The organism is Microbacterium sp. 69-10 (assembly GCF_001897945.1).
Taxonomy (GTDB): domain Bacteria; phylum Actinomycetota; class Actinomycetes; order Actinomycetales; family Microbacteriaceae; genus Microbacterium.
On the sequence record NZ_MKRT01000033.1, the window covers coordinates 1 to 12,124 of the forward strand.

At 70.5% G+C, this 12,124-nt stretch carries 11 protein-coding genes and 1 pseudogene (1 of these 12 cut by a window edge); 8 read left to right on the plus strand and 4 right to left on the minus strand.

Features of this window, described 5'->3' with window-relative positions; all coding sequences use genetic code 11:
- The 5 genes and pseudogenes from BGN97_RS17925 to BGN97_RS17945 form a co-directional block, all read left to right on the plus strand.
- A pseudogene (locus tag BGN97_RS17925) lies at positions 1-236 on the plus strand (phosphonate ABC transporter ATP-binding protein); the annotation flags it as partial.
- Positions 233-1,054: a phosphonate ABC transporter, permease protein PhnE gene (gene phnE / locus BGN97_RS17930; RefSeq protein ID WP_292704622.1), complete on the plus strand. Its 822-nt coding sequence runs from the start codon at positions 233-235 to the stop codon at positions 1,052-1,054. The pseudogene BGN97_RS17925 and the gene phnE (BGN97_RS17930), both read left to right, overlap by 4 nt.
- Positions 1,051-1,869, plus strand: a complete 819-nt coding sequence (phnE, locus tag BGN97_RS17935; protein ID WP_292704624.1) for a phosphonate ABC transporter, permease protein PhnE — start codon at positions 1,051-1,053, stop codon at positions 1,867-1,869. Before phnE (BGN97_RS17930) ends, phnE (BGN97_RS17935) begins: the two co-directional genes overlap by 4 nt.
- Entirely contained in the window at positions 1,847-2,707 is an 861-nt protein-coding gene (locus BGN97_RS17940) for a MurR/RpiR family transcriptional regulator (protein WP_292704626.1), read from the plus strand. Before phnE (BGN97_RS17935) ends, BGN97_RS17940 begins: the two co-directional genes overlap by 23 nt.
- 51 nt (positions 2,708-2,758) lie before the next feature.
- Complete coding sequence (locus tag BGN97_RS17945; protein WP_292704628.1) at positions 2,759-4,309, plus strand: FAD-dependent oxidoreductase; 1,551 nt, start codon at positions 2,759-2,761, stop codon at positions 4,307-4,309.
- Here the strand turns inward: BGN97_RS17945 and BGN97_RS17950 are convergent.
- The 4 genes from BGN97_RS17950 to BGN97_RS17965 all read right to left on the minus strand — a co-directional run bounded on the left by BGN97_RS17950 (position 4,303) and on the right by BGN97_RS17965 (position 9,197).
- Positions 4,303-5,931 (minus strand): ATP-binding protein, encoded by a 1,629-nt coding sequence (locus tag BGN97_RS17950; protein ID WP_292704630.1) that lies wholly within the window; start codon positions 5,929-5,931, stop codon positions 4,303-4,305. The two genes, BGN97_RS17945 and BGN97_RS17950, sit on opposite strands and share 7 nt — an antisense overlap.
- 7 nt (positions 5,932-5,938) lie before the next feature.
- The gene (locus tag BGN97_RS17955; RefSeq protein WP_285636170.1) at positions 5,939-6,667 is read right to left on the minus strand and encodes a response regulator transcription factor; all 729 of its coding nucleotides are present in this window, start codon (positions 6,665-6,667) and stop codon (positions 5,939-5,941) included.
- Positions 6,668-6,783: 116 nt separating this feature from the next.
- The gene (gene gndA / locus BGN97_RS17960) at positions 6,784-8,187 is read right to left on the minus strand and encodes an NADP-dependent phosphogluconate dehydrogenase (protein WP_292704712.1); all 1,404 of its coding nucleotides are present in this window, start codon (positions 8,185-8,187) and stop codon (positions 6,784-6,786) included.
- Between the two features lie 101 nt (positions 8,188-8,288).
- Positions 8,289-9,197 (minus strand): NAD(P)-dependent oxidoreductase, encoded by a 909-nt coding sequence (locus tag BGN97_RS17965; RefSeq protein ID WP_292704632.1) that lies wholly within the window; start codon positions 9,195-9,197, stop codon positions 8,289-8,291.
- A 98-nt stretch (positions 9,198-9,295) separates the two neighbouring features.
- On the opposite strand from BGN97_RS17965, the gene BGN97_RS17970 reads away from it, so the two are divergent.
- The 3 genes from BGN97_RS17970 to BGN97_RS17980 form a co-directional block, all read left to right on the plus strand.
- Entirely contained in the window at positions 9,296-10,354 is a 1,059-nt protein-coding gene (locus BGN97_RS17970; RefSeq protein WP_292704634.1) for a D-2-hydroxyacid dehydrogenase, read from the plus strand.
- 37 nt (positions 10,355-10,391) lie between these two features.
- Entirely contained in the window at positions 10,392-11,183 is a 792-nt protein-coding gene (locus BGN97_RS17975; protein ID WP_292704636.1) for an IclR family transcriptional regulator C-terminal domain-containing protein, read from the plus strand.
- Between the two features lie 136 nt (positions 11,184-11,319).
- On the plus strand, positions 11,320-12,124 hold part of the coding region annotated (locus BGN97_RS17980; protein ID WP_292704637.1) for an MFS transporter (this coding region is incomplete at its 3' end). 374 nt of the annotated region lie beyond the right edge of the window; 805 of 1,179 annotated nt are visible.

A 12,124-nucleotide genomic window follows, 5' to 3' on the forward strand; every position in this document is an offset into this window, starting at 1 on the left:
CCACCGCGCACATGGTCATGAGTGATTTGCGCCGCATCAACGCCGAGCGGGGCTTGACGGTCATGGTCAACATCCACCTGATGGACCTCGCCCGCCAGTACACCACCCGGATGATCGGGCTGCGTGCCGGCGAGGTCGTCTACGACGGGCCTGCGAAAGAGGCGACCGACGCCGACTTCGAGCAGATCTACGGGCGCCCCATCCAGGTGCGCGACCGCATGGGCGACGCCGGATGAGCGGCGTCGCCCCCGCTGTCGCCGCGCGACGCGAGCTTCCGCCCCGTCCGCGGAACACCGTCCGCGTGATCCTCATCGTCGCCGTCCTGGTGCTGCTCACGGTGGCCACCTGCATCCCCGCGATCGGCGGCGTGCAGATCGACCTTGCCGCGATCGCGAAGAACTGGCACTTCGGCGCGCGCAAGCTGCAGCAGATGATGAATCCGAACTTCGCCTTCCTGCCCCGCACCGTGATGCCGATGCTGGAGACGCTGCAGATGGCGCTCGTCGGCGCGGTGATCTCGGCCGCGCTGTCCGTGCCTCTCACGCTCTGGGCCGCGCGGCCGACGAATCCGAACTCGATCACCCGCGGGATCGTCCGCACGCTGATCAACGTCATCCGCTCGGTCCCCGACCTCGTCTACGCATCCGTGCTCGTGGCGATGGTCGGCGTCGGCGTGCTTCCCGGCCTGCTCACCCTGGTGCTGTTCGACATCGGCATCATCGTCAAGCTCGTCTCGGAGGCGATCGACTCGGCCGATCACGGCTACATGGAGGCCGGCCGGGCCGCCGGCGGGAGCCAGTTCCAGATCAACAGGTCCACCGCGCTGCCGCAGACCATGCCGCTGTTCGCGAACCAGTGGCTGTACGTCCTCGAGCTCAACGTGCGCATCTCGGCCATCCTCGGTTTCGTCGGCGCGGGCGGCATCGGCCGCATCCTCGACGAGCGGCGCGGCTTCTACGCCTACGGCGACGTGTCGGTGATCATCCTCGAGATCCTCGTGGTCGTGGTGCTCATCGAGTTCGCCTCCAACGCGCTGCGAAGGAGGCTGGCATGACCGCGATCACCCCGCCGAAGCGCCCATCCAGGCTGTGGCCCACCGTCTTCGCCCTGCTCGCGGCCGTCGTCGTCCTCGCGGCGGCGGGCGGCCTGCGCATCACCTGGTCCGACGTGCCGCAGATCCCGGCCAACGTGATCAAGTACCTCGGCCTGATGTTCTCGGAGCCGAACTGGGAGAAGCTCCCGAGGGCGCTCATGGAGATGTGGCGCTCGGTGTCGATGGCCTGGCTCGGAGCGATCCTGTGCGTGGTGCTCTCGATCCCGCTCGGCATCCTCGCCGCTCGGGGCGTGGGGCCGGCATGGCTGCGAGCGGTGCTGCGCGCCGTGTTCGCGGTGATCCGCGCTGTCCCCGAGGTCATCATTGCGCTCGTGCTGCTCACGGTGACGGGGCTGACGCCCTTCACCGGCATGCTCGCCCTGGGCATCGCCGGAATCGGCACACAGGGCAAGTGGGTGTACGAGGCCATCGAGTCCGCGCAGGAGGGCGCCTCGGAAGCCGTGCGCGCGGCGGGCGGGACGACCGCGGAGGTCACGCGGTGGGCGCTCTGGCCGGCTGTCGCCCCCACGCTGATGTCGTTCGCGCTCTACCGCTTCGAGATCAACATCCGCACCTCGGCGATCCTGGGCATGGTCGGTGCGGGCGGCATCGGCAGTATGCTCTCGAACTACACGCAGTTCCGCGAGTGGGACACCGTCGGGATGCTGCTGATCGTCATCGTGCTCACGACGATGGGCATCGACGCGATCTCCGGAGCGGTGCGCCGTCGGATCATGGAAGGGGCTCGCTCACGTGACCTGGCAAGGATCGTCTGACGCGCCGCCGCTGGCTCGCATCGCGGCGCTGGCGCCGTCGCTGCAGCGCGGTGAGCGCCGTGTGGTCGAGGCCATCGTCGCCGACCGCAGCGGGACCGTCGAACGCACCGCGCAGGAGCTGGCGGATGCCGTCGGCGTCGGGCGCACCACGGTCATCCGCGCGGTGCAGTCGCTGGGCTACGAGGGCTATCCGCAGCTGCGGGTGGCGCTGGCGCAGGAGCTGGCGCAGGAGCCGGCGGATGCCGGTGACTCGGACAGCACGATGGTGGGCGGCGTGCGAGCCGGAGTGGCGCGGTTCGCAGCGAAGCTGGGGGGCACGGTGTCGGCGCTCGCGGAAGAGGACGTGCGGGAGTTCCTGCACCTGCTCGACGCCTCGCAGCGGGTGCTCGTGCTCGCCAACGGCCTCTCCAGCGCCCTCGGCCTGGACCTCGTGCTGCGGCTGAACTCGGCCGGTCGCCCGAGCGAGATCCTCATGGACGCGCTGTCGCAGCAGATCTCGGCCCGGCAGCTCGGCCCGGGCTCGCTGTGCATCGTGATCTCCGGCTCAGGCGCCAGCAGGGCGACGCTGGACGGCATGCGAGCCGCCCGCGCGGGCGGGGCGAGGATCGTGGCGATCACCTCCTTCGCACGATCCGCCGTCGCCACGGCGGCCGATGTGGTGCTCCTGGTGCCGCCGATCAACGACAGCTTCCAGGACGAGCTGATCCACACGTCGCGGGCCGGAATCATGCTGGTGATCGAACAGCTGGTCGACCAGTTCATCGCGTATCGCGGGGAGCGCGGGCGCGAGGCCCAGGCCGCGTCATTGTCGGTGCTGGGCGGCGGCCTGCTGGAGTAGCAGCGGGCTCCGGCGGCCGATCATCCCCCTGAAGTGCGAGAGAGTAGAGGGGTGCTCTCATCCCTCACGGCGCTGCGACAGCGCATTCTCGCCGTGCTCGGCGCCATCTCGATGTACCGCCTGGTGTTCTTCGCCCTGGTCGCGCTCGCCGTGGTGGCTCTCTGCTTCTCGTTCACCGGGCTCGTCGTTCCGAGCGCGGGGGAGATCCTGGCGTCCTTCGCGGTGCTCGCGGTCGCGATCTCGGTGGTCGACGCGGGGGCTCAGCGCATCCTCCGGCTGCCCTGGCGCGTCGAGTCTTCGCTGGTCACCGCGCTCATCCTGCTGTTCGTGATGCAGCCCTCGCTGACGGCCGGGGGGCTGCTCGGCAATGCGCTGGCCGGTGCGCTCGCGAGCCTGTCGAAGTACCTGATCGCCTGGCGCGGCCGGCACATCCTCAATCCTGCGGCCTTCGGCGCGACGGTCGTGACGGTGCTCGGGCTCGGCTCCTTCTCGTCGTGGTGGGTGGGAACGCCCGTGCTCGCCGTCGCGGTGGCCGTGCTGGGACTGCTCGTGCTGTGGCGCATCGAGAAGGTGCGCATCGTGCTGGTGTTCCTGCTGGTCGTCGTCGGCGTCTCGGTGGTGCGTCAGGCGGTGCTCGCCCAGTCGGCGGGCACCGAGGTGGCGATCGCGGATGCCGTGGTGTTCGCGGTCGTGCACACGCCGTACCTGTTCCTCGGCGCCTTCATGCTCTCCGAGCCGCTCACCCAGCCGCCACGGCGCTGGCAGCAGTTCAGCGTCGCGGCCCTCGTGGGCGTGCTGGCCGGCTGGCCGATCCCGGTCGGGGACCTGTTCACGCTGGGCCAGGAGCGCGCACTGCTGATCGGCAACCTGCTGGCGTTCGCCTTCGCGCTGCGCGGCTCGGTGCGGCTGGTCCTGGAGAAGCGGCGGATGGTGACGCCCACGGCCCAGGAGCTGACGTTCCGCACGAAGGGGCGGCTGAGCTTCCTCCCGGGGCAGTACCTCGAACTGGACGTGCCGCACCACCGGCCGGATGCGCGCGGCACCCGGCGCGAGTTCAGCATCGTCTCCGCCCCCGCCGATCTGCCGACCCTGCGCATCGCGTACAAGAACGGCGATCAGAAGCATCCGTCCAGCTACAAGCGCGCTCTCGCGGCGGCCGAGCCGGGCGCGGTGCTGGCGGTGACCGGGACCTGGGGCGACTTCCTCCTGCCGCGCGGCGGGGCCCCGACACTGATGGTGGCGGCTGGCATCGGCGTCACGCCGTTCGTGTCGCAGCTGCGCCAGATGCAGTCGCTGGGTGTGCAGCGCGACGTCGTGCTCGTCTACGTGGCCTCCGAGGCGGCGGAGCTGGCGTTCCGCGATGAGCTGCAGGCCACCGGCGTGCGGGCCGTGGTCTTCACACGCGACGAGCCGGCGGATCTGGCCGAGAACTGGACCTGGGCGCAGGGCGTGCGGCTGGATGCCGCGGGTCTGGAGCGCGTGGTGCCCGACATCGCCGCACGGCACGCATTCATCTCGGGCCCGCCGCGCCTGATCGCCGACCTCGCGCCTGCTCTGCAGAAGGCGCGCAGTCTCACCACGGACGCGTTCGCCGGTTACTGAGCCTGGGGAGCAGGAGGCGGTGGAGGGGGGAACCCCTCGGCGCCGGAGTCGCCTTCGCCCGTGCTGGACCCTGGGGCGCTCGGTCCCGGAGCGCTCGAGCTGGACGCATCCGTCTCGGCCTCGCTCTGCTGCGGAGCGGTCTCCAGCGGCAGTCGCACCGTGAACGTCGTGTCACCGGGTGTGCTCGTCACGTCGACAGTCCCGCCGTGCCCCTCAACGATCGCCTTGGCGATCGCCAGTCCGAGCCCGGTTCCGCCGGTCTGGCGGGCGCGTGACGCATCGCCGCGGGCGAATCGCGCGAACAGCTCATCCCGCACCTGCGGGTCGATGCCGGGGCCGTCGTCGTGCACGCGCAGCACGGCCGTCCCGGACTCGACCGCCAGAGACAGCGTGATCGTGGTGCCCGCAGGAGTGTGCGTCCGGGCGTTGGCGAGCAGGTTCGCCAGAACCTGGTGCAGTCGGCCCGCGTCTCCCATGAGCATGACGGGCTCCTCGGGGACGTCCAGCTCCCAGGCGTGGTCGGGCGCCGTCGGCTGCGCATCGGTGAGCGCCTCCACGGCCAGCTGGGCCAGGTCGACATCCCTGCTCACGAGCTCGCGGCCCTCGTCCAGGCGGGCGAGCAGCAGCAGATCCTCGACCAGGCGCGTCATGCGCAGCGACTGGGCCTGGATGCGCTCCAGCGCCGAGGCGGTGTTCTCCAGCGTCCGCGCGCTCTGATCGGCATCCGCCTGCTCCGCCTGCCTGATCGCCTTCAGCGACAGCTCGGAGTAGCCGCGGATGGAGGCCAGCGGCGTGCGCAGCTCGTGGCTCGCGTCGGCGACGAAGCGCCGCATCCGCTCCTCGTTGCGCTGACGCGCCGCCAGCGAGGAGTCGACGTGGTCCAGCAGGGTGTTCAGCGCGGCGCCCACCCGCCCCACCTCGGTGCGCGGGTCGGCCTCGTAGTCGGGCACCCGCTCGGTGATGCTCACCTCACCGCGGTCGAGGGGTTGACCGGCCACGCGCGTGGCTGTCGCCGCGACGGCGCGGAGCGGGCGGAGCCCCATGCTGATCGTGAGGGCCGTGGTGAGCGCGAGCAGCAGCAGGCCGCCGAGGGTCGCCAGGGCGATCACGGTGAACAGCATGGTCATGGTGCGCTGAACGTCGGCGCGGGAGAGGCCCGTGACCACGACCACGCCGTTGTCCGTCCGGCTCACCGTGAGACGGTAGGACCCGAAGTCCGGCAGGCTCACCGTGGCCGAGTTCGCATCCCTCAGCGCGGCCGTGATCGTCAGGATGTCCGCGCCGGAGATCTCACGACGCGAGTCCGGCGTCACCACGACGCCAGAGGCGGACATTCCCGGGGGCACGATCATCAGCAGCAGATCGATGCCCTGCACCTTGTAGTCCGCCAGGGCGCTGGCCGCCGTGAAGGTTCCGCCCAGGGGCAGCATCCGGTTCGCCTGCGAGGTCACCACCGACTTCGTCGTGGCTGCGGTGCCGTTCAGCTGCTCCTGAAGACGGTCTTCGAGCGTCTTGCCGAGCGTCGCGCTGGTGATGATGGCCACCACGACCAGGATCAGGGACACGAACCCGATCACGGCGGCCATCAGCCGTGCCTGCAGGCTCACCGGGCGGGCGAACATGTGCACGCTACTGCGGGGACTTGATCATGTAGCCGACGCCGCGGACGGTGTGCAGCAGGGGAGTGCGGCCGGCGTCGATCTTCTTGCGCAGGTACGAGATGTACAGCTCCACGACCGACGACTTGCCTCCGAAGTCGTAGCTCCACACGCGGTCCAGGATCTGCGCCTTGGAGAGCACGCGTCGTTCGTTGCGCATGAGGAAGCGCAGCAGCTCGAACTCGGTGGCGGTCAGCTCGATCTCGTCGTCGCCGCGCATCACCTCGTGGCTGTCCTCGTTCAGGGACAGGTCGGCCACGCGCAGGATCGACTGCTCGTCGTCGGCGCGCCCCTGACCGGAACGGCGGATCACGGCGCGCAGGCGCGCGATGACCTCCTCGAGGCTGAACGGCTTGGTGACGTAGTCGTCGCCGCCGGCCGTCAGGCCCGCGATGCGGTCGCCGACGGAGTCCTTGGCGGTGAGGAACACCACCGGCACGAGGTTGCCGGCCTCGCGCAGCCGGCGCAGGACCCCGACGCCGTCGAGGTCGGGCATCATGACGTCCAGTACCAGGGCATCCGGCTCGAAGTCGCGGGCGACCTGCAGAGCCTCCAGTCCCGAGCCGGCGGTGCGCACCTCCCAGCCCTCCATGCGCAGCGCCATCGCCAGCAGGTCGGTGAGCATGGGCTCGTCGTCGACGGCGAGGATGCGCAGCGGGGAGCCGTCCGGACGGCGCAGGTCGGGGTGCTCGTGAGTCATGCACTCATTGTGCGCGCCCACTCATCGAGAATCCATAGGGTTGGCTATGCGGATGCTGTGAGGGCCGGATGCCTGTTCGGCATCCGGCCCTCATCCAGCCCGGTGGGGCGCGGGGATCAGTGCGTGTCCTCGGCCTCGATCTCGGTGCGGTCGCCGGACCACAGGGTGTGGAAGGTGCCCGGCTTGTCGATGCGCTTGTAGGTGTGGGCGCCGAAGAAGTCGCGCTGGCCCTGCACGAGCGCGGCCGGGAGGCGGTCGGCGCCGATGCCGTCGTAGTACGACAGCGACGACGAGAACGCGGGGGCGGGGATGCCGGCCTGTGCGGCGGCCACGACGACGCGGCGCCAGGCGGCCTGGGCGCGGGTGATGGCCTCGGCGAAGTACGGGGCGGTCATCAGCACGGGCAGGTCGGGGGTCTGGGCGTAGGCGTCGGCGATGCGGTTGAGGAACTGGGCGCGGATGATGCAGCCCGCGCGCCAGATCTTCGACACGGCGCCCAGGTCGATGGTCCAGTCGTACTCGGCTGCGCCCGCGCGGATCTCGTCGAAGCCCTGGGAGTAGGCGACGATCTTCGACGCGTACAGCGCGAGCCGCACGTCCTCGATGAAGGCGTCCGGGTCTGCGACGGTGAACGCCTCGTCCGGCCCGGGGAGGGCGGAGGCTGCCGTGCGCTGCTCGGGGTGGGAGGACAGCGAGCGCGCGAACGTGGCCTCGGCGATGCCGGAGACGGGGGTGCCCAGGGAGAGTGCGGTCTGCACGGTCCAGGCGCCGGTGCCCTTGGCGCCGGCCTGGTCGAGGATGACGTCGACGAGCGGCTGCCCGGTGGCGGCATCCACCTGGCGCAGCACCTCGGCGGTGATCTCGATGAGGTAGGACTCGAGCTCGCCCTTGTTCCACTCCGCGAAGATCTCGGCGATCTCAGCCGGGCTCTTGCCCGTGCCGCGGCGGATCAGGTCGTAGGCCTCGGCGATGAGCTGCATGTCGGCGTACTCGATGCCGTTGTGCACCATCTTCACGAAGTGACCGGCACCGTCGTGGCCGATGTGCGTCACGCACGGCTCGCCCTCCGCGACCGCGGCGATCGACTTCAGGATCGGGCCGAGCGTGACCCAGGACTCGTCCGAGCCGCCGGGCATGATCGACGGGCCGTTGAGCGCGCCCTCCTCGCCGCCGGAGATCCCGGCGCCGACGTAGTTGATGCCGGTGCCGCGCACCGCCTTCTCGCGGCGGATGGTGTCCGGGAAGTACGCGTTGCCGCCGTCGACGATGATGTCTCCCGGCTCGAACACCTTCACCAGCTCATCGATCACGGCATCCGTCGGGCCGCCGGCCTTGACCATGATGATCGCGGTGCGCGGCTTCTGCAGCGAGGCGGCGAACTCCTCGTACGAGAACGCCGGGATGAAGCCGGCCTCGGGGTGCGCGGCGACCAGCTCGTCGGTCTTGGTGCGGGAACGGTTCAGCACCGCCACCGTGTTTCCCTCGCGGCTCGCGAGGTTGCGGGCCAGGTTCGACCCCATGACGGCGAGTCCGACGACTCCGATGTTGGCTGATGCTTCGGGCACTGAGAGCTCCTCGATCGTGGGGTGCAGGTGGTTTCAGGTTATCCGCTGGGGGAGGGTCAGGACTCGCGCGTTTCGCCCGCGTGCGCACCGCGCTGCGCGGTCAGACGCCGGGTGACGGAGATGTCCCGCTCGCCCAGGCCGGCGTCGACGATCTCGTCGAACGCCGCGCGCAGCGCGGGCAGCAGTGCCGCCTGGGTTCCGGTGGCGGCGGCGATGTCGGATGCGAAGCCCAGGTCCTTCACCATGTACTTGGCCATGCCGCTGGGGGAGTCGTCGCCGCTGACCAGCTTGTCGCGTCGGGTCTCGAGCAGGCGCGAGCCCGCGTAGCCACCGGCGAGGAGCCGCCACATCCGGTCGAGGTTCAGGCCGGAGCGATCCGCGAGCACGGTCGCCTCGCCCAGCGCCAGGATGGTCGCCGAGACCACCAGCTGGTTGCAGGCCTTCGCGACCTCGCCGGCGCCGAGTGGGCCGAGGTGCACGGGGGTGCCGCACGGCGCCAGCACGTCGGCGGCCAGCGCCACGTCGTCCTGGTCATCGCCGCCCAGCATGATCGAGAGCGTCCCCGCCTTCGCACCGTCCTCGCCGCCCGAGACCGGGCAGTCCACGACGCGCACCCGGCCGTCGGTCTGCGCGTGCAGTCGCTCGGCGAGGTCGCGCACGGCCGGCGCGGAGGAGGTCGAGCCGATCAGGATGAGCAGATCGCCGGCGCCCGCCAGCAGTCCGTCCTCGCCGTCCAGCAGCGTCTCGAGCTCGGGAAGGTCCGGAAGCAGGCTCAGCAGCACATCCACCCGCGACGCGAGCTCGCGGGGAGTGGCGGACCACGTCGCGCCCGCCTCGACGAGCTCGGGCTGCGGGCGCCTGGCGTGGATGACGAGTTCGCCCCGCGCGGCGAGGACCCGCTTTGCGACGGGCGCGCCCATCGAACCCAGTCCGATCATCCCGACGGTGGCAGCTGAGGTGTCCATCCGGTCATGCTAGCGAAGATCCACTCAATGGAACAGTGTTCAACGGAGTGTATTTGCGGTACCGTGGTGGCTGATGTCACCCGAGGAAGGGGATCACGATGACGCAGACCGAGGACAGACTCCGAGTGGTCGCGGCCGTGCCGCTGGACGAAGAGCTCTGCCGGCTCATCGAGCGTATCGAACCCCGGGTGGAGATGATCAGCGATCCTTCGCTGGTCCCGCCGATGCGGTGGCCCGCCGACTGGGAGGGCGATCCCTCCTTCTCGCGCACGCCGCAGCAGCAGGCCGACTTCGAGGCGATGGTCGATTCGGCTGACGCTCTGTTCGGCATCCCCGACGTGTCGCCGGCGCAGCTCGCCCGCACCGTCGCCGCGAATCCGCGCCTGCGCTGGGTGATGACGACCGCGGCCGGGGGCGGCGGTCAGGTCAAGGCGGCTGGGCTCGATCAGGACGCCCTGGATCGCATCGTCTTCACCACCAGTGCCGGCGTGCACGCCGGGCCGCTCGCGGAGTTCGCGGTCTTCGGGGTGATGGCCGGCGCGAAGGGGCTGCCCCGTCTGCGTGCCGACCAGGACGCCCGCGTGTGGCCGCAGCGCTGGGAGATGCGCCAGGTCGACGAGATGACGGTGCTGGTCGTGGGTCTCGGCGGCATCGGGGCGGAATGCGCGCGCCGCTTCCACGCCCTGGGGGCGACGGTCTGGGGCACGACGCGCTCCGGGCGTCCTGTCGACGGGGTGAGCAGGCTCATCGCGCCAGACGAGATCGCGCAGGTCGCCGGCGAGGTGGACGCGATCGTCGTGACCCTTCCCGGCACCGAGCAGACGCATCACCTGATCGGCGAGGAGGTGCTCGAGGCCGTCAGGCCGGGAGCGATCCTCGCCAGCGTCGGCCGCGGCACCGTGATCGACGAGCGTGCGCTCCTGGCTGCGCTCGACGACGGCCGGATCGGCTTCGCCGCGATGGACGTCTTCGAGAAGGAACCGCTCGCGCAGGACTCGCCGCTGTGGTCGCACCCGAGCGTGCTCGTGAGCCCGCACACCGCGGCGCGCAGTTCGAAGGAGGCGGAGCGCATCGCCCGCCGCTTCGCCGAGAGCGCCGGTCGTCTGCTGGACGGCGAGCCTCTGCGCGCCACGGTCGATACAGTCGAGTTCTACTGAGTTCACGGCGCCCGCGCGGGTGCCGGGAGGGGGAAGCGTGGCAGGCGACGAGGATTCGCGTGAAGGCCGGGATCCCGCACCGGCGGTGACCCGCAGCATCCGGCTGCTGGGACTGCTGGCGCAGGCGCAGCCGCGCACGCTCACGGAGCTGGCGGGCGAGCTGGGCCTGGCCAAGTCGTCGACGGCCAATCTGTGCCTGGCGCTGGAGGCGGGTGGGATGATCCAGCGCACCTCCGCGGGTTACCGGCTGGGACTGCGCACCGCCGAGCTGGGCGGGGCGTTCGCCGCCCAGTTCAACCAGGTGCGCGAGTTCTACAGCGTGTGCGAGTCCTCGCCCGTGCTGTCGTCCGAGCTCGTGCAGGTGGCGCTGCTGGACGGCACGGATGCCCTTTACCTGGCGCGGCACGAGGGGTCGCGGTCGCTGCGCCTCGGCACGCCGCTGGGTTCCCGCCTGCCGGCGGGGCTGTCGGGAACGGGCCGCGCGCTGCTGATGTCGATGACCGACGACGAGGTGGTCGAACTGCTCGGGGCGGATGCCGTCTTCCCCGCACTCACCGAGCGCAGCGCCACCACGATGGCCGGACTGCTGGAGGCGCTCGCCGCAGCGCGCCGGCGCGGCTGGGCGCTGGATGCGGAGGAGTCCTTCCGCGGCATCGTCGGAGTGGCCGTTCCACTGGAGCCCTGGGCGCCGTCCGACCCTCCGCTGGCGCTGGGCGTCGCCATCCGTGCCGCCGAGGCGGACTTCGAGCGCATCGAGCGCGTCGGCGAGGCTCTGCGCGAGGCCGCGCAGGCGCTGACGAACCCGTTCAGCGCTGCTGCGCGCCGCTGAGGCGCGGTCGTCCGGGCGTCGCATCGGCGACATCCGGGTTCGCGCGCCCATTATGAGTCCAAAGTATTGAACATCGTCCAACAGGCTGGTAACGTCAATGCCACGCCGATGGCGAAGCCGATCGAAGGAGATGGCAGTGACCGATTCACTCATCACGCAGCAGACCCCACCCGATGACCCGGAGTACGCGGCCAACCTGCGCCGCGCGACCCTCGCGTCCAGCATCGGCAGCGCACTGGAGTACTTCGACTTCGCGCTCTACGGGCTCTCCACAGCACTGATCTTCAACGTGCTGTTCTTCCCGCAGGGCGACCCGGCCATGGCGACGGTCGCCGCGTTCGCCACCTTCGGCGTCGGCTTCCTCGCCCGTCCGTTCGGCGGACTGTTCTTCGGCGTGCTGGGCGACAAGATCGGCCGCAAGTGGGTCCTGGTCGTCACCATCCTGCTGATGGGCGGCGCCTCCACCGCGATCGGCCTGCTGCCCACCTACGACGCGGTCGGCCTCTGGGCGCCGATCCTGCTCGTGCTCATGCGCCTGCTGCAGGGCTTCGGAGCCGGAGCCGAGCAGGCGGGTGCGACGGTGCTGATGGCCGAGTACGCGCCGGTGCGCCGCCGCGGCTTCTTCTCGGCGCTGCCCTTCATCGGCATCCAGGCCGGCACTCTGCTCGCCGCCCTGGTCTTCAGCTTCATCAGCCTGCTGCCGAAGGACGCGCTGCTCAGCTGGGGCTGGCGCGTGCCGTTCCTGGCGTCGTTCGTCCTGATCCTGCTCGCCCTGTTCATCCGGATGCGCCTCCGCGAGACGCCGACGTTCATCGAGCTGGAGAAGCACGAGCAGATCGCCGACCGTCCGATCCGCGAGATCTTCACGCACGGCCTGCCCGGGGTGATCGTCGGCATCGGCCTGCGCATGGCGGAGAACGGCGGCTCCTACATGTTCCAGA